Source organism: Mycoplasma sp. Mirounga ES2805-ORL (assembly GCF_017084445.1).
In the GTDB taxonomy this organism is placed as follows: Bacteria; Bacillota_I; Bacilli_A; order Mycoplasmatales; family Metamycoplasmataceae; genus Mycoplasmopsis.
This window is the reverse complement of the sequence record NZ_CP070947.1, coordinates 448,477-472,058: the sequence shown is the minus strand read 5'-3', so window position 1 is coordinate 472,058 and position 23,582 is coordinate 448,477. Positions and strand designations below refer to the sequence as shown.

Sequence of the window (23,582 nt, the reverse complement as noted above, 5' to 3'; positions counted from 1 at the left end):
AAAACACACTTATATATAACTATGAGCGTGTTTTTTTAATTTAACTTTTTTAATTATTATTAAGATTTATTACTTAATAAATGTATTTGTTGATACTAAATCTTCTTCATCAAAAAATCTTCCAGAATTAATAAAGTATTTAAATACTGTTCTTCATGTTCCTACATTGTGTTTAAAAGCATCATCAGGATCGTCAAAGTGTTTATCTCTTTTTAATATATCAAAAGAATTAGAAATTGGGAAGTTTTTAATGTTTACAAATTGTTTTGATTGATCTAAAGTAATATCAAACGTTCCTTTTAAGAAAGCCACTGTTGTTGGTATAACAGTTGTTGTTGCTTGTAAACCATAAATTAATGATTTTGTTGAATCTCCTTTAAAATCATTTTTATCAAAGAATACTGATTGATTATCTTGTAATTTTTTGTAATCACTAGAAATAAGATTTTCTCACGATATTGATGGGTCTAGTATTATAGGTTTCTTATCCATTTTGTTCGTTAAAACATTAACATAATGTATTGCTTCATTGCCCTTATATACAGGATGCAATTTGTAAAAATAGTTATATTTATTTTCCGGATATAAAGTTCTAACTTTTTTAATAAATTTATAAATTTCATCTCTTGCGTATTGATGCGAAGCACTTTCTAGTCTTAATTCAGATGTTGGATCATCTGGCTTATATCTTCTAAATAGTGAAGAACCTATAAAAATAATGTTTTTCTTTAAACTGTCATAGTTATCTTTTCCATAAACAATATAGTCAGATATTTCCTTGTTGAACAATTTGTTTATAATTTCATAATCGTCAAAATAGCTATTATTAAATTCGATATCACTTTTTATAAAATTGTAATTGACAGGATAATCAAAGATTTCTGTTTGGAAGTTATCGTCTTTTCTTGTTTTCTGCATTATCTTGTTTAAAGATGCATCATATTTGCCATCAAAATTAAATAATTTAACTTTTTCCTTGAAGTTAATAAAGTATCTTAAATCCATGTAATTCTTTGGCTTTTCAAGGATATTTTTATTTCAAAAATCACGTAGTTCTTGTTGTGTGTAAACTTTATTTCTTTCAACGGCTCATTTGTAATATCAGTCTCTAATAAATTTATATGGTTGATACATACCATCAGACATTATTGATATTTTATTTGCTCTATTGAATATTCATTGCATTGTATCTGGATGATTGTCACATAATTCTCTAAATGTTGCATCTGCAAGGTAAAAATTAAATTGTTCTACACCCTTATCCAAATAAAGTTTTAAATATGATTTAATTTCTTCAACATTGGCTGGATAGTCTTTGTAAGGATTATCAGAACTGGGGTCAATATGTTTTGTATTATTTACAATCATTAATTTACCATCTTCAACATTAAAATCACCTGAGGCAGTTTTAGATAAAACATCACCGTATTTGTCAAGAAGTTTTTTAAAATCAAATCTCTGATTAGTTCCTCTTTTTTCATATTGAAAAACATTGTCATTTATTATGTAAATAGCATCATTAAATTTATTTTTTGATGCATTCTTATAGTTTAAAATACCAGACAATTGCATGAATGTACTATTGAAAACCTGACCGGCATTTCTTCCTAAAAATACAGTTGGATAGTCATTTTTTGCTGAGTCTTTTATATCGTCTATAAAAACTTTATAACTAATTGGCACATTCTTATTTATTTCTTTAAGTTCTTGAACTTCCTCAAGCGACAATTCTTCATTATTTTTTTCTTTTTCTTTAATTTTGTTTCCACAAGAAACCGATGCGGTAAGAAGTGGTATCATTACACTTGTTCCTAGAGATAATTGACTTATTTTTTTCATTTTATACTCCTGATTTATTTTTTTTAGTATACCATAATTATAATTATTTAATATTAAGAATTTCAGGAAAATGACTAATAATTTTCTTAATATTTAATCAATATAAAAAAATTAAAATTATTATTCGTAAAATGCAATTAATCATTATCACATATTACTTTGATTATTTACATTATTACTTATAATAATGGAAATGAGGAATCATTATGAAACTTAAACTAAAAAACACCTTATTAATAATTTCTGGGGCCTTAGTAGGTACAATAGGATTATCTATTGGACTTAGTTTAATTGCTGTTAATGAGCGAAAGATTAAAAAAGTTTATAATGTTGAGAAAAATAATAATAATACTCAAGACAACAAATTGCCTGGACTTCCTAATACTGAAATCATTGAAGAAAAAGAAAATGATAAACCAAAAAGTAATATAAAAAAATCTAAAAGACTAAAAAGTGAACACTCTATTTCTAAAAACCAAAGAGTTAAATATGTTGCTTTAGGAGATTCTATCTCAGCCGGATGAGATGGAAGATTAGATAAGGACTATGAAGGCGAACTAGTAAATAATGAAATACAAGGAATATCATTTCCATCATATTTAGCAAAAATGATTAAAGATGCTGAGGACGGGAAATTAGAAAGTTTTAAGAATTTTGCAAGATCTGGTTCAACGTTAAATGAATGAAATCTTTTATTTAATAACAAAGTTTCAGAACTAAAACCAGAGGAATTAAAAGCTTTGCAAAAAGTTTTTGGTAATAATTTAGAAGAATTTAAAAATAGCTTAATTTCTAAATTGCAAGAAGCTAATTTAATTACTATAACATTAGGAGCTAATGATTGTTTTGACATTATTTTGAAACAAATGTCAAATATCTCTTTAGGCAATTTGATTACCCAGATTATAAATAAGAAGCCAAATTATGAAGAAATAGTTAAGTATTTGAACAATACTTTTGGTGATATTTTTGATAAAGTTCAAGAGCGTCAAATAGAACTAATTAGAAGTATTAAGATTATAAATTCAAGGGCTAACATAAACTTTATTGGTTATCCAGTTATAGCTGGTGCTATTTCAGCTTTAGTGGATAATTATCTACAACAAAATTTTAATGTTCCAGTTAGAGTTGTAGAAACACTTACTAATCTTATAAATAATAAAATTAAATATGTAGCAAATAAGCAAAAAATCAATTTTATAAGTTCATACGAAACTGACTTTTGGTTGAATAATGTTAAGGATTTATCTCCATTGCTTTTTGATATACACCCATCAACCTTTGGCTATAAAAAAATGGCATTTGATGTATTTACTAAATTATCAATTTCTGATAGAGATATAAATGATTTAAAGTCTAAAAATATAAATTGATCAGAAGATTATGTCCAAACAGATCAAGACAGTTTTTATTGACAAATAGAATATAAAAATGACGTTGATAATTTTATAAAAAATATTCACTTAAACTCTAAAAAGTATATTCTCGAGCATGATAAATTATTCAAAAAATTTGAAAATAAAATTTCTATAAATAACTATAAATTACGTGTTTTAGATGATAGAAGATTTGCTTCTATGATTTTTGATAACGCTTTAATGTCATTTTTAAACAGTAATCTTTATAAAGAATTAGACCCATCAGAACTCTTGAAAAAGTTTCTAACTAAAGATAAAGCAAAGAACTTAAATCAATTAAAAAATTGGTTGATCTCAAATCATGTAGTTTCTAATTTTGTAATGGATATTCAGAGATATTTTGAAACATATGATTGAGATAATGATGGCAAACCAGGGGCCAAAGTACAATCTATTAGTAATCTATTTAAAGCTGTTAAAAAAATTATTTTAGATGAAGAAAAAATTATCAAAACTATATCATCCCTATCTAAAATCAATTTCATAAGAGAAGAAAAAGAAGAATTAAAAAACATAATTAAAATTATTTTCAGTAATTTTGTTTCTAAAAAAATTAGTAATGAAACAATAAATAAAATTGTAAGTTTTGTGTACTCAAATGAATTAAAAGAATATTTATCAAAAAATGATTTATTTTCTATTATTAAATTTACAATTAATTCTGAACCTACAAGAACATTAATTGCAAAGCTTCTTGAATCCTTTATTGTTGATGCTGAAAAATATGGCAATGCTAAATCATTTAGTGATTTATGAAAAATTTTTATAGCTAATAGCGAAGTTAAGGAAGCTTTAAAAACATTTTCAAAAAATATAATTGTTGATTTAACTAAAGATTCTCAATTTAAAAAAACAATTTCAAATGTAATTGCAAAAACGATTGGTAAAAAAACTAATTTTCTTGTTGGAGATAATATAGAAAGTGATGTTTCAGAACAAGAATTATCAGAATTACTTTTTGATGTGGTTGGTTTTTATGAAAAAATTGATGATGAATATAAAATAACTGATAAAGTAGTATCAATTGTATTGGGCAATATTTCAGGCTTAGAATTTAAAGATTTAAAGGAATTTGATTATTCTAAACTAGTAAACGATCTTAATAATGAATTTATTTTGTGATTTGAAGGTGTTGATAAAGAAAAAACAATAATTAAGTTTATCAAATTACTATTAAGAACAGACGTTTCAAATCACAAGGAAACAATCACTAAATTATTAACTAATGTTTTAAGAAACAAGGATAAAAATAACAATTCAATATTTAAAAAATTAATTTATCAGTTTATTTATCAGCCTAACAAAAATAAGTTTGAAAATCTTATAAGTGAGCAAGATTTTTTAAAGTCATTAGATGCTATTTCAAATCTTGATGAATATAAACAGTTAATAGCTTCTGTTGTTAATAAATTTTTTGAAATGGACAATACAAAACTTGATGGAATACAAACTTATTTTGATTTATTTAAAGTTTTATCAGACGGTATTGTGAACTCAAAAGTTTATGATAATTTATTGAAAATAAAGAATAAATTATTAGAAATGCCCGCTATTAAAAAAGCCTTTAGGAAATATTTATTGAATTGAAATGCACAAAATACTATTAATTTAAACGTTGACGCAGTAAATAATATTTTGAATAACTTAATGATTGATCAGTCATTTAAAAATATTTTTCAGGATTTTATTGATAACTGTGTTTTTAGAAATGGTGCTACTAATTTTAACCATTTAAAAACTAAAGAAGCTTATATTAATTGATTTAGAAATTCTCAAACTGTAAACAATAATGCATCTTCAATTTTAAATAACTTAATAAACTCAAAAGAGTTTAGGAATATTGTTTCAGAACTTAGTTTATCAGAAATTAAAAAAACAGAATTCTCTCAAGGTTTTTCAAAAGATGATGACGTCAAATTTAAAGAGCTAATTTCTGATATATTAAGAATTTTTCCTAAATTAAATGAGAAATTTAAATTAACTAATTTATATTTAAAGGATCTTAGTCTTGAAATAAATAGTTTATGAGAACAAAAAAACTTAATTGACTTTTCTATTAATTGATTCAGAAAATATTTTGGTAGTTTAGATGAAGAAAAAATATTTAGCCTATTAAAGAATGTTTTATCTAATCATATTATTGATGGAAAGCAAGACACTATTAAAAAAATAATTACAAATAGTTTGAAAGTTACTATTAATTCTAAATGATTAGAAAATAAATACAATAGTTACCCTAGCAGCACAGAAGATAAATTCTATATATTTATAAAGAAATACCTTCCTAATTATAATAATGTAAAACCAATGCTATCGAGAATAGTGGATCAGTCTGCGGGATTTAATAATTTACTAGATAATATTTTAGACTCTCTTTCAAATGAAACAAATAAATATAATGAAGCTAATTCCATTAATGAAGTTGTTAAAATTTTCATTGGTACGAACAATAATGTAGAAAAATTAGAAAAGAACTTTACATTATTGTTAAAAGATATTCTAAGTCAAGAAGAGTTTAAAAACATAATAAAAGGACTATGAAAAGACAATTTAGGACCATATGATATGAATCCTGAAAGTTCAGAAAACCAATCATTACTTGATGATTTAATCAAGGAAGCACCAAATATCGTTCAAAGCTTAGGTATTGTTAAAGAAATGGTAGTTACTATTAGGGACAATATTTCTTCATATGATTCATTTTCTAGTTTTGCAAAAAATGTAGTAGTTGTTTTAACTAATAATCTATCATTTAAAAAGTATGAATTTGTGGCGCAAATTTTAAAATTAAAATTGCTAAAAAAACATAAAACAACAATTCAAATGGATGTTAAACAATTGATCAAATCTATTACTGAAGACTCTTCGGGTGAAAAAATTAAAAAATTTGTTGATGATTACAATTTATCAAACATGTTGATGAAACATGAAATTACTTATGATGATTCTTTAAAATTTTTTAAACATTTATTCAAATCAAAACATTTAAGAAATCTTTTAGATATTTTGATTGATGAAGTAATTTCAAACAGTACAAATAATGAAACTAATTCTTATGGTAAACCATATTCAGAACTTAAATTATGATCGGAAGCTATTAAAAAATTATTTAATACTTCAAAGGTTTCAAATATTAAACAAGAACTTAAATCATGAATGAAAGAATCTTTCACCGATAATAAAGTTGTAGGTTACACAATGGGTTCAATTGTGTTTAATATGTTGAAAGATAAGGGCTATAACTTAGAAGATGATAAAGATAAAGTAATTGTCCAAGAATTTGTTTATGAGTTTGCAAAAAGTTCTTTTGAAGTTAAAGCAAACATAAATGGTAAAAATAAGTTTATATTTGATGAAATAGTAGATATATTATTTAATAATTTAAAAAATATGAATACATTTGATCCAGATGTATTAATAAAAATAGTCACTGAATCTGTTCAAAAAGGAGCATTAAGTTTTATAACAAATCCTGAAACTGGAAAAGTTAGTCTTTCAAGAATTTTTGGACAAATTAACTTTTTTGATAGTTTATTAAGTGAAAAAACTTTGAAACCCGAAACAATTGCTAATATGATTAATTTATTATTTGACAAAACTCCTAATGATGAAAATAAGGGAATTTTTAAGGTAATGTTTAATACTCAAAATGGAAATAGTGATTTTGAAGTTGGAAATGGTTTTTGAGGAATTATTCAAGGAAAATTAACAGATATGATTGCCGCATTTGCTAAACCGTTAGTAAGAAATTACTTTAATGAGTTAAGAATCAAACCTAAATATAATAATATTAATGAGCTAAAGCAAAAGTCAAAAGGGCTGTCGGCTATTTGAAGATTTTATTCATTGTTTGCTTCTATTTTATACGAAAATACGCCAAAATCAATATTTTGAAATGGAACAAGTTTTACAGCTGAAGCATATTTAATGTCTGGATTTTTAAAAGCAATAGATGATGTGGAAGCTCAATATACTGACGTTATAAATAAATATTCAAATAATTTATCTATTATTGGATATGATAGCGCAAATAATTTTAATGAAAACTTTATTTCCGGATATCAAACATTAACAAGTGGTTGATTTGGTAAATACAATAGTCGTTCTAGAGGGTTAAGCAATACTTTTTATGGAAGAGATCACGTTTTAGTATACATATACTATCATGATAATTATGATTCTAAATACAATCCCAATAAGACTAAACGTCAAGTATTAATGGAAGATTTAATTAAGGGATATATGCCCGTTAGAGATAGTTAAGAGCAATTTATGCTAAAATATCAATACTATTTTAAAATAGAAAGGAGAAGTTATGTCACTGGGTGCTTGAATTGGTATATGTATTGCGGTTGGTATAGTTTGTATACTTGCAGGAGGTTTTATTGGATTTATATGAGCTCGTAAATCATTTGAAAAACAAATTAAAGAAAACCCTCCTATTACTGAAAAAATGATTCGTGCAATGTTTCTACAAATGGGAAGAAAAGCTAGCGAATCACAAATAAAAGCAGTTATGCGTTCTATGCAAGGCGAAAAATAATATATTTGAAACAGCAATTTTGCTGTTTTTTTATACAAAAAGCAACTTTATAGTTGCTTTAGATTATTCTGTTTTTTTACTTCAAAATTTCTTAAATGATTTCTTTTGACCAGGTATGCTTCTTGTAAATCTACAATTAGGGAAATTTGAGCAACCAATAAATTTAGTTCCGAATCTATTTTTCTTAACTACTAAATCTCCATTATCTTCAGGACATTTTTCATCAATAACCTCAGGTTCGATTATTGTTCTTTGAAGAGTAACTGTTGCATCATCATATGATTTTGTAAATTTTGAATAGAAACTCGACATAACCGGCTGAACACTTGTTTTATTTTCAGCAATTAAATCTAACTCTTCTTCAACTTCTGCTGTATATCCTTCATTAATTATATCTGGGAATCCATTTAAGAGTTTTTCTAGTACCAAACGTCCAAATTCAGTTGGTTTTAATGTTTTATCAATATTTTCGGCATATTCTCTGTCAAGTACAATTTTAACAGTTGAAGCGAAAGTTGATGGCCTACCAACTTTAATTAAGTCCAATGCTTCAATTAACGATCCTTCAGTATACCTTGCTGGAGGTTTTGTTTCATGATCAGTAATTAAATATTCAACAACATTAATTTCCTGGCCTTCTTGTCAATTAGGATCAACTTTTTCTTCTTTGTCATCTTTTATAACATAATATCCATCGAAATCTATCTTGCTTGCATTAAATTTGAATACAAGTTCATTCTTTACAAGTGTATATGATTTACTTGTTCTAATTGGTGGACTTATTAGACACTGAAGTGTGTGTTCATAAATTAGTTTATATATTTGATAGTCATAGTTATTAAGATCGAATTGTGCCTTTGCCATATCTGGTGTCAAAGAAATATCTGTTGGTCTAATTGCTTCATGGGCGTCTTGGTCTCCCGCGATTCCTTTTATTTCTTCAAGTACATATTCTTTACCAAATTTGTTTTCAACATATTTCTTAGCGTTATTAATAAACGTTTGGCTAAGTCTTGTACTATCTGTACGTGGATAACTAATAAGACCACCTTCGCCATAACCTTCATATAAATGTTGTGCTGCTGATTGTGTAGCTCTTGATGTAAAAGGAGACTTTTTATATAAAACAGATTGTTTTAACGGAGTCATACTTTTCATTCTTCTTGTAACTTGATTGATATCAATTACTTTTAGAATATTAGTTGGTTCGAGAGTTAATTGTTCTTTAACATTGTCTAGTTCATTTAAATATATTCAGTCTTTTTCTCCGCCTTCATGATTTTCAAAATAAATGTTGGCAGAGATATTATTATTAATGACAGCTTCAAGTTTATTGTAGCCAACTGGGACAAAGGCTTCAATTTCTTTTTCTCTATCTACTATTAATTTTAATGCAATAGATTGAACTCTGCCTGCACTAGGGTTAGTTGGAGAGTTTGAAAGTTTTTGTTTCATAAGTTTAGATAGTCTAAATCCAATAATACGATCTAACATACGACGAGCCTTTTGAGCATCTATTAGTGCCTGATCAAGTAGACCAGGTTTTGCAACAGCCTTTAAAATAGCATCTTTAGTAATTTCATTATATTTTATTCTTTTGTATTTTTTTTCAATTTTAAGCTTTTTAACTAAGTGTTCGCCAATTGCTTCACCTTCACGGTCAGGGTCAGTTGCAATAAGAACTTCATCAGCATTTTTAACTAAATCTTTTAATTTTTTAACAACATCTCTTTTTTTAGGATCAAGTATATAGTTTGGTTCTCAATTTTCAAAATCAATTCCTAATCCCATATCTCCTGAGGTTGCTAATTTAGTGATATGACCCACTGAAGCAGCCACTTCATATCCCTCACCAAGGTATTTTTTAATTGTCTCAACTTTGTTTGGAGACTCAACGATAACTAATTTGTACATATTAAACAATTTAGCACAATAATTCAAAATTTAAAATTAGAAAAATTATTTTTTTATTTTTTTCACAAAATTAATTTATAAATTAAAAACTACAACAAGTTAATAAAAAAATATTTGGCCTATATGTATTTTTAATAAAAATATAAAATAAATTAAAATTTAAAAAGAATAATTTAATTATCTATAATATTTATATTATGGGCTACGAAAACACTAAAACAAATTCAATTCTAAATCAAGAATGTTCAATTGAAAATGTATATACTGAAAGAAATATTTTTCAAAGTTTATTAAATCAAAACCAAAAATTGAAAAGCGATTATGAATTTTTTTGCAAGTTGTTGCCAGATAACAAAGTGCTAAATTCTTTATTGCCAGAAGAAAATAAGTTTAAGTTTAAAAATGAAGATTCATTAAGTTATTTCTCAGATATAGAATTTTGAAAAGTTATAAACGAAATAAATTACATTCAAAATAACAATAAAAATGCTATAAATTATTTTGTTAATATATCATTTTCTTCAAATGAATTAAATTATCTAAATGAACAAAACGACGATGAAAAAATAAAATCTGATGAATCAGAATTTATTCAAGAGACATTAAGCATTGATGCAACAAGTGAAGTTGTAATAAATAAAGTAGAATGGGATTAGGAAGGCAATTAACATGAGTGAAAAAACAAAAATAAATATTGCAATTGATGGACCAAGTGGTGCGGGTAAGTCATCAGTTTCGCAAAAAATAGCTAAAAAATTAGGATATATTTCGATTAATACGGGAAGTATTTATAGAGTAATAGCAATGAATGCTATCAATAATAAAGCTAATTTAAATAACGAAAAAGAAGTTATTGATTTATTAAAAAATGTAGTTATCGAACCAGAAAAAAATGATGTTATATATTTCGATGGAGTTAATGTATCAACCTTAATAAGGACAAAAGAGATTTCTCAAGGCGCTTCAGCAGTCGCAAAGCATAAACTTGTAAGAGAATATGTTGTTAATATATGTCAAAATTTAGCGAAAAATAAAAAAGGTTATGTTATGGATGGGCGTGATACAACCTTCAAAATTCTTCCATTTGCTGAAGTTAAAATATTTTTAACAGCTTCTCCTGAGGCAAGAGCAAAAAGAAGACAACAACAAAATGAAGAATTAGGGGAAAAAGATACATACGATAAAGTTTTAAAAGATATTAAAGATCGCGATTTTCAAGATATGAATAGAAAAGTTGATCCCCTTCACAAAACCGAAGATGCCATTGAAATTGATTGCACAAATTTAACTATTGACGATGTTGTTAATAAAATTATAGCATTGGCAAAAAAGGTGATAAATGAGTAATAATGTTATAGCAATAATAGGTAAACCTAATGTTGGTAAGAGTACCTTATTTAATAGACTTATAGGTAAGAAAAAATCTATAATCTTTGATAGGCCGGGCGTCACTAGAGATAGACTATATGAAACTTTTACTTGAAATGGCAAAGAAATAAAAGTAATAGATACCGGTGGTATTCAAATTGAAAATCAAGAATTTCAAGAGCAAATTAGAACTCAAGCAGATGTTGCAATTCAAGAGGCTAATGTAATAATTTTTATGGTGGATGGTCAATCAGACATTACAAATGATGATCAAATGATAATGTCTAAATTAAGAAAGGCTGGTAAACCAATAATTGTCGTTGCAAATAAATTAGATAATATTTCAATGTTTAATTATTCATGGTATTCATTAGGCGTTGATAAAGTTTTTAGAATTAGTGCACAACACGGTAATGGAGTTGGCGATGTTTTGGATGAATGTTTAAAAAATCTCAATTTAGAGGAAGGGTCTGAATCAAAACAATTTAAATTGAGTATTATAGGTAGACCTAATAGCGGAAAAAGTTCGTTGTTAAATTTATTATCTAATGAGGAACGTTCTATTGTTAGTGATATTGCGGGTACGACAAGAGACAGTGTTCAAACAACTGTAGATCTTAATGGTGAAAAATTTGAAATTATTGATACTGCCGGAATTACAAGAAAAAGTAAAATTGAAGATCAAGTAGATCGCTATGCTCTAATGAGAGCAATAAGTTCATTAGATGAATCTAATTTAACAATTATAATGATTGATGCAAGTCAAGAATTAAGTAATTTTGATGCAAGAATTATTGGTTACGCTTTAGAAAATAACAAGCCAATTATTATCGCTGTTAATAAATGAGATTTAATAAAAAAAGATACCATGACAATGGTCAATTTTGAAAATTTAATGCGAGAAAGATTTCATTTTGTCCCATGAGTTCCAATATGTTTTATTTCTGTAAAGTTAAATCAAAGAATTGATAAGTTAAAAGAAACTATAATAAAGGTTAAGCAAAATCTTGAACGTGAAGTTAAACCTTCTGTGTTATCAAATTTCATACGCGAAACGCAAATGATTCAACCCGCGGCACCATACAATGGTGGTAGATTGAATATATATTTAGTTAAAAAAACAAATGATCCAATTCCTACATTTGTATTCTTTGTAAATAATAAAAAATTTGTTCATTTTAGTTACCAAAGATTTTTAGAAAAACAAATAAGACAAGTACTTGATTATTCAGGTTGCCCAATTAATTTAATTTTTAAAAACAAAAATGGTTTAGATTAAAAAATTACTTTTTTATCTATAATATAGTAAAATTAGACATAATGAAAGGAAGTAATTTATGACAAAAAAAGAATTTGTTATTGAATTAGCAGAAAAAATGAATGTTCCTGTTAGAGTTGTTAACGAATTTTTAGATTCATTTGTTTTCTTATTAAAAGAAAAATTAATAGCAGAAGAAAAAGTTCAATTATCACAATTAGGTACATTTGAAACTAAGGTTAGACAGGGAAGAGAAACTGTGAATCCATTCACAATGGAACCTATATCAGTTCCTGAGAAACGTGTTATTAAATTCACAGCATCTAAATATCTTAGAGATCTTGTTAATTTCTAGAACAAAGAAAATAATAATTTATATTAACGAACACAATGTTCGTTTTTTATCTACTAAATATTTAAATTTTAAGTGAAACAAAAAACTTATTTTTATATACAATATTATCAATTTATTTTTATTAGATATTGAAAATAAATTTTACATACATAATTAAATTGATTATAGGGAGAAAAAAATGAAGGCTAAAAAATTTTTATTAACATCTAGTATTCTATTTTTAAATATACCATTAGCAATTTCTTGTACAAATAATGTTAAAGAAAAAGATAATAACATAAATAAAAATACAAAACAAATCAACAAAGAAATACTTGAAAATCAAATCAGTATTTTAAAAAATGTATCGGAATCTAAAAATGATTGAGATTCATTTAAAGCTATTGAATCAGAATACCAAGAATTATTAAATAGATCAAACATTTTTCTATCAAGTGAATCATCAACTCAAGAACAAATAGACAACCTGGTTCAACAAGTAACTTTATTAATTAATAAAATAAGCAACTTAGAACCGAACAAGCATGATGAGGGAAGTGCGGTTGAACCTAAACAAATCAACAAAGAAATACTTGAAAATCAAATCGGTATTTTAAAAAATGTATCGGAATCTAAAAATGATTGAGATTCATTTAAAGCTATTGAATCAGAATACCAAGAATTATTAAATAGATCAAACAGTTTTCTATCAAGTGAATCATCAACTCAAGAACAAATAGACAACCTGGTTCAACAAGTAACTTTATTAATTAATAAAATAAGTAACTTAGAACCAAACAAGCATGACGATATTCAAGATAATAATGAATCTAGCATTGTTTCAAAATTGTTTGATTTTCAAAATAATTCATCTGAAGTGTTTAACTTAATGCCAAGAATCAATTTTAATGATTCATTTCAAAAATATCATTTTTCAAAGCAAAAATACGTATTAGATTTAAACTCTAAGGCAAATATTAAACTTCTAGATAATGATGATAATGAAGTTACTGATGACGTTGAATATTATATTTTAACTAGTGCTCCATTTAAAACCTTATTTAGTAAAACTAAGTCACAAGAAGAGTTAGAACCACTCATTTATAATGACGAAAAATATGAAAGAAGAAGTTTTGTAAAGATTAATAATGATGGCTCACTAACACCTAGATTTCTTGGCGGCGGTTGATTAGTTTCAATTTATAAAAAACAATATGTTAATATTGCTGATATTGAAGTTATGACCAATTACAATGGCTTAAAAGAAAAATATAAAGAAAAGGTTAAAAGTATTTATTGAGCAACCAAAGATATGAGTAATGCTATGAAAATAGGTTATGTCTATAAATATTTAATAGACACAATAACATATGATATGGATTATTCTGGTAAAGGAAAAAATTTAAAATATGCTTTATTAGAACATAAAGCGGTTTGTGAAGGTTACGCTTGACTATTTAATTACTTAATGAAAAAATTAGGAATTAATTCTACATATAAAGTAGGTAAGATGTTAGATAGACCAACAGTAGCTCATGCATGAAATAGAGTCTTTTTAGAAGATGGCTGATATTATATTGATTCAACTTGAGGAGATTCTAATAGAGGCATAGATTGAGATTATTTTTTAGCTAGTCAAGATTATATAGGCAGTTCAAGAGAGTTAAATGAATTTGGAAAACCATTTGAATTAGGCAAAAAATACTTATTAAAAAGTAATAAGGACGATTTAGTAAATAAAGTATCTAATTTAGTTATTAATACAAATCCAGTTACTATACCTCCTGAATATCAAGCACCTCAAGCCAGTTTTATAGGAACCAGTATGAATGAAGGATTATTAATAAATGCCAGAGGCTGTGAATATAATTTAGGTGACAACAATTGAATTAAATGTGACAGTGATTCAGTAAAAATCAAACCAATCGATTATACTAGTGATTTAAATGAAACTTCATCGCATGTTTTCGTGAGAAAAATGGTAGGAGATAATCAATACACAATACCTCAAGAAATTGAAATTGATAGTTATGTAAAAATTTCAATTAATTGAATTAAAAATGAAAATGGTCTTCTTAAAAATGTAAAGGGCTTAGAATATAAGTTAGAAAGTGAAACTGATTGAATTCAAAATACAAGTCGAACATTAAAATTGAAAAAAGGAAGATATCAATTTAGAATACCCGGCGGTAAAAACATTTTTGCATCTGGCTATACCACAGTAGAAGTATAGAGTTACTTAATAATTTTAAAGGTTTAATTTTTAAAAAAGTTTTTAACATTAAGCACTATTTAACTTTTAAAATTTAAGCACAAAAAATGCTGAACAAATCAGCATTTTTTTAATTTTAATTTCATGCTCATCATGAATGTGGATCCTCATTACCAGTTAAGGCTTTAAATCTTACTTTAAGATTTTTCTTACGTCTGTCTGATGATATTGAATAACCTTTTTTAGATGTAAATGATTGTCCTTTATGTGGATTATCTTCTCCAACTTCAAAGACTGGTGCCATATATCATCTATTTCCAAATAGTTGTTTATGAAGTTTTATGTATAGGTTATGTGAATTATCAACTAGTGATTTAACTTGATTAATTATATCTTGATCATCATATGTATTTTCATGTGAAACATCTAGGAATAGTTCAATAATATTTTCTCTACTTGTTTTGGCAGCTATTTCCTTATCCTCTGAAGAGACTGTCCCGTATGTTGATGTGTCAGCTTCAATTAGGTTAATCATTGCCATAATAGAATCGTGTTCAAGTAGTAATTGTGAATTATAACCATCATCACAAATATAGTATTTAAATGAATCAATTGTATGAACTGGTTTTGTAGGTGCTAGATATCTCATTTCCTTTCGTGCTAAATCTCCAGTTCAGTATTTTTCCGCTTCTTCAAGTTCCACTAGACATGCATCTATTTTTCCTTGAAGTTCTTTAACTTTATCCTTTAAATTATTGTATTCAGTTTCATTGTAATCATTATTAGTTGTTGAACTATATTTTTTAGATATTTCCTCAGCTTCTAATGCTATTTTAACTAATTTGTTTTTAACAATAAATAATTTATCACCATTTGCATTAGTTTCAGGTGTGTATTTTCTTCTATATCAATTTGCATTTCGTCCAAATGTAGCCGGATTTGAAATGTTAATTGCATCAACATTAGATATTGCCGCATTTCCGAAGTTTATAATATCCATTATGTTGTTTTTATTAGTAACAGAATTATTCATATCTTTAATATCATTAACGGCCTTATCCATAGCTTTATCTTTTGAATCATCTATTAATTTTTCAAGATTTGTTGAATTTAATGCTTCATTGAAATCTTGGATAGCCTTATTTAAACTATTTAAATCATGATTATTTGCAGAGAGGTTTGAATTTGCATCAGATATTTTTTTATTTAATTCATCAATAGCATGTTTATATAAAACTGGATCTTTACCTTGTAATTCGGTAATTTTATTTTCAACATTAGATTTACCAATTTTGTAGTCATCTATTGCTTGTTTATAAGTTTTAGCTTCTTGAATTAATTGAGTAATTTGATTACTAATTTCTTCAACTTGCTCTTTTGTTGATTCTGATGAAGTGTAAATTCCTTCAGCTTTAGATAGAGTTGTATTTATTTTGGAATCTATATTTAATAAATCTTTGTCTTTATATTCTTTAAGTCTGTCAATATTATCTTGCAATATATTTTTAACGCTTGATATTTCATTATCTCTAGATAATTTATCTTTTTTAGCTTTGTCAATTGCTTCTTCAAGTGTTGTTTTTTCATTTACTAATTGATCACAGCTTGAACTAGATGATTCGGCTATTGAATTAGCATGATTGTAAGCATTTTCCAATGTTTCTTTAATGTCTTTATATTTTTCACCTTGTAATAATGAGTTGGTTTCTGATTTTTTATTTATTGATAATTTTAATTGTTGTTTTGCTTCTTCAAATTTTTTCTCTTTGTTTTGTTTAGACATTCTAATTGAATTTTGCAAAATGGTTATTGCATTATTTAATTCTTCTAATGTTGAGTCTAAGTTATTATTAGCTGTTTTTGCTGTTTCGAAAGATTGTTTAAGTTGTTCTTTTATTGAAGAGTAAGCGTTTTCATTAAATAGTGAAAGTGTTTCATCTTGAGTGTGGATGATTTTAAGTAGTTCTTCATGCTTTGCTTTAAGTTCCAAATCACGTGCATCAATTTTAGCTTGGACTTGCTCAATAGCATTATGTATCGTTTCTTTTGCTGATATCAACTCATCTTTATCAGCTCCATTTTGATTTTGAACATCTTTTGCGTCGCTAAATGCACCCACCGCGAATATCTTAATATCAGAGTATTTTTCTTTTAATACTTTTTGGAGTGTTTCTTCTTCTTTATTCAACTCTTCTTGTAATAAATCTTTAGCATTTTTTATTTCATTAGCCTCAGTAATTGCGTCTTGAATATCTTTAACTGCTTTATCATAAATAGTTTTAGTTTTATCGTGCGCGCTTTGAACATCATTTGTTATCGAACTTTGTTGAACTTTTAGTTTATTAATAATTTGCTCATATAAAGTTTCATTTGAAGATTTCAAACTAGAAATTAATTGATTTATTTCAGTAACTTTTAAATCGTATTGATTTCTTGAATTAATTAATTCTGCAATTTTATTTTTTTCGTTATCAAAGTTTGATAATGCTTCTTCAATTTTATTTTTACCTTGAATATAAGAATTTTCTGAAGGTGTGCCATTATTGTTAGCAGCAACTTCAGCTTCTTGTTTAGCTTGGTTTAGTTTATTAATTAATGATGAGTAGTCACTTTGATTTCCAAGTGATTCTAATTCACTAATTTTGGCGTTAATATTTTCAATAGCTTGCTCATATTGAGTTTTAGCTTCAAAAATCTTATTGTCTAATGCTCTTTTATCATTATTAGCATGGTCAATTGCGCCTTGCAATTGTGTAATAGTTTCATTTAAAGTATCAAGTGTAGAATCATCATTATCTATGCTCTTAGCGCTTTCAAAAGCTTGATCTAAAACTTGCTTGATCTCATTATAAATAGGTGAAACCAGTGAATCGTCTAAACTTGTTTGCTTATTGAGTAGTTCCTTTAGTTGATGTCTCTTGCTTTGTATATCTGAATCTCTTTGACTAATTTTGTTTGTTGTTTCTTCAAGTGCTTCTTGTAATTTTTTAGTAGCATCATTTATATTATCTTTGCTTGAAGTTGCATTATTTTGTATAACGCTGGCTTCATCAAATTTTTCTTCAATAAATTTTTTAATATCTGCATATTTAGATTTTGATACCTTGTTAAGAGTATCTTGTTTTTTATCTATTTCAATTTTTAATGAATCTTTTGCTAATTTTAATTCTTCAGCGTCTGAAATAACATTTTGAATGGTTGAAACAGCATTGTCGTAAATATCTTTAGTCTTTGGTTCAGTATGGTCAACATTATTAGTAATTTCAACTTTTTGTTTATTTAAGATATCAATTATTGGTTTATAAAATTCACTATTTTCTTGAGTTAATGTTGTTATTTTTGATTCAATATTTTTAACAGCTTGTTCATATTTATTTTTAGATTGCTTAATTTCTTCATCTAAATTTGCTTTATCATTTTTAGCTTTATTTATTGCTTCACGTAATGTTTGGATAGTAGAATCTAAAGATGGTTCTGTTGCTTCTTGGTTGCTATTAACATTTCCTGCTTCTTGAAAAGCTTGAGTAACTTTATCTTTTATATTTGAATATATTGGTGAGTTCAATAATTCATTTATTTCATTTTGTTGATTAATTAAATCTCTTAATTCGTTATGTTTGTTTTGTAATTTTGAATCTTGTTCTTGAATTTTATTGTCTATTTGAGATATGAATGTTTTTAAATTTTCTTTTGCATTATCTAAAGCATTCTTATCTGACAGTTCATTTTCTTGAACTTTTTGAGCATCTAAGAATTTAGATTCAATTCACTTCTTAATTTCACTATACTTGTCTTTATTAACTTTTTCAAGAATTGTGTTTTTAGTTAATAATAATTTATTTAAATCATCTTTAGAATTTTTTAATAAGTTAGCCTTATCTACAAAATCATTAATTTCATTGATTGCTGTTTCAAAGGTACTTTTAGTTTTTGGATTTTCACTATTAACTTTATTAGTAATTGTTGATTTTTGTTTATTTAATTCATCAATTATTGGTTTGTATAATTCATTATTTTCGGAAGTTAGTTGAGATATAAGATTATCTAAATTATTTAATTTAGAGTTATATTCATCTTTTTTAGATATTATTTCATCAAGTTCATTTTTATCTTTAGTAAAGTTATTTAATGCTTCATTAATTTTATTAAAAGCATTTTTGTAAGAATCTTCTGATTGGTTGCCATTATTATTTGCAATAGTTTCAGCATCTTGTTTAACATTAGTTAGTTTATGAATTAATGATTGGTAATATTCTTTATCTTGAGAAGAAGTAAGTTCTTCTATTTTTGACTCTAAATCTTTAACAGATTTTTCATAAATCACTTTTTGAATATCTATTTTATTGTCCAAGTCTTTTTTAGAAGTTTTAGCTTTTTCAATGGCTTTTTGTAATTTTTCAATAGCTGAATCTAGGGATGATTCAGTTACTTCTTGATCATTGCTAATATTTGTTGCCTCTGCAAAAGCCTTATCAACTTCGGTTTTAATTTCGCTATAAACATTTGAATTTAGTAAAGAATCAATCTCATTTTTAGTTTTAATTATTTGATCTAATGACTCATGTTTAGTTTGTAATTTAGCATCTTGTTCATCAATTTTAGTATCTACTTCTTTAATTGATTTTTCTAAAACTTCTTTAGCGCTTGTTATTTTATCCTTGTCTGAATCTTTATTATTTTGCGCTTGTTGAGCTTTATAAAATTCCTCAGCAATTCAAGTCTTTATATCATTATATTTATCTTTTGCAACTTTAGAAAGAATATTTTCCTTTGTCTTTAAAACTTCTTCTAATTTATCTTTTGCAGATTTTCATTCATCAGCTTCTTTTAGTGAATTTTGAATATTGCTAATTGCCGTTTCATAATTACTTTTAGTTTTATCGCTAGTTGAAGCAAGTGCATTTGTTATTGCTTCTTTTTGTTCATTTAATTTATCGATAATTGGTTTATATAATTCTGAATTTGTTGTATTTAGATTGTTAATTAGTCCATTTAATTTAGATAATTCTGAATTATAGTTTTCTCTAGTCTCTATTAATTCATCAATATTATTTTTTTCTTCATCATAAGTTGCTAAAACATTTTTAATTTTGTTTGTTCCTGCTTTATATGATTCTTCAGATGGATCACCACTATTTTTCGAAATATTATCTGCTTCATTTTTAATTTTGTTTAGTTTATCAATTAGAGTTTGATAATCATTGTTGTTTGGTGATGAATTCAATTCACTTATTTTGGCTTCTATATTTTTTACTTCAATTTCATATTTACCTTTTGCTTCTTCAATTTTATTATCTAAATTTTCTTTATCGCTTTTAGCTTTATCGATCGCTTGTTGCAATGTTGAAATAGCATCAGATAATGTATCTAATGTAGCATCCGGATTTTTATTAATATTTATAGCTTGTTCGAATGCCTTATTAACTTTGGTTTTAATTACACTATAAGCATTTGAATCTAATAAGGAATCTATTTCGTCTTTAGTATTAATTAATGTATTTAGTTCTTCATGTTTGGCTTGTAATTTAGCATTTTGCTCTTGTGTTTTATTATTCAATTCTTGAATTGATTTTTCTAAAACTTCTGTAGCGCTTGTTATTTTATCCTTGTCTGAATCTTTATTATTTTGAACTTCTTGAGCTTTATCAAACTTCTTAGTAATTCAAGTCTTTATATCACTATATTTATCTTTCGCGACTTTAGAAAGAATATTTTCCTTTGTCTTTAGAACTTCTTCTAATTTATCTTTTGCAGATTTTCATTCATCAGCTTCTTTTAGTGAATTTTGAATATTACTAATTGCCGTTTCATAATTACTTTTAGTTTTATCGCTAGTTGAAGCAAGTGCATTTGTTATTGCTTCTTTTTGTTCATTTAATTTATCGATAATTGGTTTATATAATTCTGAATTTGTTGTATTTAGATTGTTAATTAGTCCATTTAATTTAGATAATTCTGAATTATAGTTTTCTCTAGTCTCTATTAATTCATCAATATTATTTTTTTCTTCATCATAAGTTGCTAAAGCACCAGTAATTTTAAGTATTGCTTCTTTATATGATTCTTCAGAAGGAATACCACTATTTCTAGCGGTTGTGTCTGCTTCAAGTTTTGCTGAAGTAAGTTTTTCTAATAATTTTTGATAATCAGCATCATGATCTAGTGAATTAAGTTCACTTATTTTGGCGTCAATATTTTTTACTTCATGTTCGTATTTATCCTTTGCTTCTTCAATTTTATTATCTAAATTTTCTTTATCACTTTTAGCTTTATCAATCTCTTGTTGTAATGTTGAAATAGCATCAGATAATGTATCTAATGTAGCATCTGGATTTTTATTAATATTTTTAACTTTATCAAATTCTTGATCTAGTTTAGTTTTAATCGAAGCATAAATTGATGGTTTTAATAAATTATCTAGTTCTTCTTGTCTATCTAATAATAATTTTAATTCATTGTGTTTGGATAGAAGTTCTGAATCAGCATCATCTATTTTAGTTGTTACTTGAGATATATATATTTCTAATCATTTTCCGGCATCGAGCAATTCTTTTTCAGTTGAATTTGGATTATTTTGAATATTTTGAGCTTCTTCAAACTCTTTTTGAATTCATTCTTTTATATCTTTATACTTGTCTTTTTCAACCTTTGAAATAGTTACATCTTTGTAATCTAATAAAACTTGTAATTCATCTTTTGCATCTTTTAATTTTTTCGCTTTATTTATGTAACTAAGAATATTGCTTTTAGCGGTTTCATATAAAACTTTTGTTTTATCACTTGTAGTATTTATTTCATTTGTAATAGTATTTTTTTGTTCACTTAATTTATCAATAATAGACTTATATAGATTTGAATTTTCACTCGTTAGTTCATTGATTAAATCATTAAGTTTAGATAATTCAGATTCATATTCAGTTCTCTTAGTTATCACTTCATCAATAGCATTTTTTTCATCTTCTGATATTTTTAGAGCTGCTTTAATTGATTTTACAGCTTCTTTATATATGTCTATTGTTGCTGGAATGCCATTATTATTAACTTTATACACAGCTTCAGTTTTAACAGTTTTTAATTTTTCTATTATTTTTAAATAGTCTGTTTTATTTTGAGATGAGTCAAGTTCACTAATTTTATTAGTAATATTTTTTAACGTTTCTTCATAGAATTTTTTAGCGTTATCAATATTATTTAAATTTTTGTTGTCTTTAGCATTTTCAATAGCTATCTCTAATTCGGTTGTTGCTGATTTTAATTCATCTAATGTAGATTCGATATTTTTCTCAACTTGTTCTGCTTTATCAAATGCTTTAGAAAGATCCTCTTTAATGCTTTCATTACCGGGTTCATTGTATTCTTTAAGTTTTTCATCTTTTTTATTAATTATTGTTTTTAATTTATTATGTGCATCCCTTATTTGATTATCAAGTTCTTTTTTATTATTTGTGATTATGTTAACAGTCTTGCGAAGATCATTTATAGCTTCGATTAAATTTGGAGTTAATGAGTTAACATTATTAGCAATTTTTGTAATTTCTTCAATTTTTAAATCTAAAATAGTTTTAAGATCATTATATTTTTTAGATTTTAAATCATTAGAAAAATTATGAGCTTTTGCTATTTCGATCTCCAACTCATCCAGTTTTGTTTGATGTTCTTTTATAAGCTTTTCTTTTTCAACTTTAGCTTCATTTATTGATTTTTGTAATTCAGCTAATGTTTTCTTAAAGAAATTAGGATCATGTTCTAAGCTATTTTGATTTGTTTGGGCTTTTTCAAATTCTTGATCAAGTTTATTTTTTATGTTATTGAAAGATGGATCAGAATATTCATTAAGTACATCATTTCTAGTTTTTAATAAATTTTCTAATTCTAATTTAGATTGCAATAATGATTTACCTTTTAATAAATTATCGTTAAGAGATTTTGTTGCTTCTTTAAATAAAATTACTGTTGGGTTTGTAGAGGTTTTGGCATTATTTTCCGTAATACTTTTATTAATAAAATTTGAAATTGATTTAACAAAATCTTCATCATAAACAGTTTTAATCTCGTTAATGTAATCTTTTGCTTCTTTAACTTTTAATTCATATTTTGTTTTTTCATTTAAAAATTCTTCAATTTCAACAATTGCCTTTGTAGCATCTGCTAAAGATTCTGATAGTGTCTTGTATCCTGATTCATACCCACCGATAGTTTTGGTGCTAGCTTGTGTTTGTGCAATATCTAATTTATCTTTAAGATTTTTTAGAATAGATTTATAGATATCATCATTTTTATGTTCAGAATTTATAGTTTCATAGAAATTCTTAAATTCGGCTTCTTTAATTTCGTAAACAAATTTGTTGTATTTTAATACAACTTTTTCTAATCTTTGTGTGTAGACTTTTTTTATATCTGAATCCTTGATCTTCTTTAACTCTTCATTCTTACATTTATTGATTGTATTTTGTAGTTCATCTAAAACATTAGTTGAAATATTTTCAACTAATTTTTCTGCTCTCTTAAGAAAAACAAAGTCTTCTTTTTTTGATTCAAAAAGTATATATGCTGTTGGCGCAATAGAAGCTACTGAAACAACAGATAACGAAATAGCCATTATTTTTTGTGGTTTACTTGGCATTATATCTCCTAACATAATTTGCATAAAAAGTACGCAAATTAATTTATTTACTATAAAAATTATACATTTTTAA

At 25.7% G+C, this 23,582-nt stretch carries 10 protein-coding genes; 7 read left to right on the top strand and 3 right to left on the bottom strand.

All coding sequences use genetic code 4. The annotated features are described in order from the left end of the window. Window positions 1–69: 69 nt before the first annotated feature. On the bottom strand, window positions 70–1,839 hold the full coding sequence (locus JXZ90_RS02020; RefSeq protein ID WP_205848114.1) for a hypothetical protein: 1,770 nt from the start codon (window positions 1,837–1,839) through the stop codon (window positions 70–72). A 206-nt stretch (window positions 1,840–2,045) separates the two neighbouring features. On the opposite strand from JXZ90_RS02020, the gene JXZ90_RS02015 reads away from it, so the two are divergent. Both JXZ90_RS02015 and JXZ90_RS02010 read left to right on the top strand, forming a co-directional pair. After that, window positions 2,046–7,520, top strand: coding sequence for a GDSL-type esterase/lipase family protein (locus JXZ90_RS02015; RefSeq protein ID WP_205848113.1), 5,475 nt, complete (start codon window positions 2,046–2,048; stop codon window positions 7,518–7,520). Window positions 7,521–7,572: 52 nt separating this feature from the next. Further along, window positions 7,573–7,800 carry a YneF family protein gene (locus tag JXZ90_RS02010; RefSeq protein WP_205848112.1) on the top strand — a complete coding sequence of 76 codons (228 nt, stop codon included), beginning with the start codon at window positions 7,573–7,575 and terminating at the stop codon, window positions 7,798–7,800. A gap of 63 nt (window positions 7,801–7,863) precedes the next feature. Here JXZ90_RS02010 and topA read toward each other — a convergent pair whose 3' ends face one another. After that, window positions 7,864–9,714: a type I DNA topoisomerase gene (gene topA / locus JXZ90_RS02005; protein WP_205848111.1), complete on the bottom strand. Its 1,851-nt coding sequence runs from the start codon at window positions 9,712–9,714 to the stop codon at window positions 7,864–7,866. Between the two features lie 197 nt (window positions 9,715–9,911). On the opposite strand from topA, the gene JXZ90_RS02000 reads away from it, so the two are divergent. From JXZ90_RS02000 to JXZ90_RS01980, 5 genes are all read left to right on the top strand, one after another. Beyond that, window positions 9,912–10,370 carry a hypothetical protein gene (locus JXZ90_RS02000; protein ID WP_205848110.1) on the top strand — a complete coding sequence of 153 codons (459 nt, stop codon included), beginning with the start codon at window positions 9,912–9,914 and terminating at the stop codon, window positions 10,368–10,370. Between the two features lie 13 nt (window positions 10,371–10,383). Continuing rightward, window positions 10,384–11,061 (top strand): (d)CMP kinase, encoded by a 678-nt coding sequence (cmk, locus tag JXZ90_RS01995; RefSeq protein ID WP_205848109.1) that lies wholly within the window; start codon window positions 10,384–10,386, stop codon window positions 11,059–11,061. Further along, on the top strand, window positions 11,054–12,361 hold the full coding sequence (gene der / locus JXZ90_RS01990) for a ribosome biogenesis GTPase Der (RefSeq protein ID WP_205848108.1): 1,308 nt from the start codon (window positions 11,054–11,056) through the stop codon (window positions 12,359–12,361). The genes cmk and der overlap by 8 nt, the downstream gene beginning before the upstream one ends. A gap of 58 nt (window positions 12,362–12,419) precedes the next feature. Beyond that, entirely contained in the window at window positions 12,420–12,695 is a 276-nt protein-coding gene (locus tag JXZ90_RS01985; RefSeq protein WP_205848107.1) for an HU family DNA-binding protein, read from the top strand. A 178-nt stretch (window positions 12,696–12,873) separates the two neighbouring features. After that, complete coding sequence (locus tag JXZ90_RS01980; RefSeq protein WP_205848106.1) at window positions 12,874–14,907, top strand: transglutaminase domain-containing protein; 2,034 nt, start codon at window positions 12,874–12,876, stop codon at window positions 14,905–14,907. Window positions 14,908–15,022: 115 nt separating this feature from the next. On the opposite strand, the gene JXZ90_RS01975 is transcribed toward JXZ90_RS01980, so the two are convergent. After that, a complete protein-coding gene (locus tag JXZ90_RS01975) occupies window positions 15,023–23,509 on the bottom strand; it encodes a hypothetical protein (RefSeq protein ID WP_205848105.1) in 8,487 nt (2,828 codons plus the stop codon). Window positions 23,510–23,582: the final 73 nt, after the last annotated feature.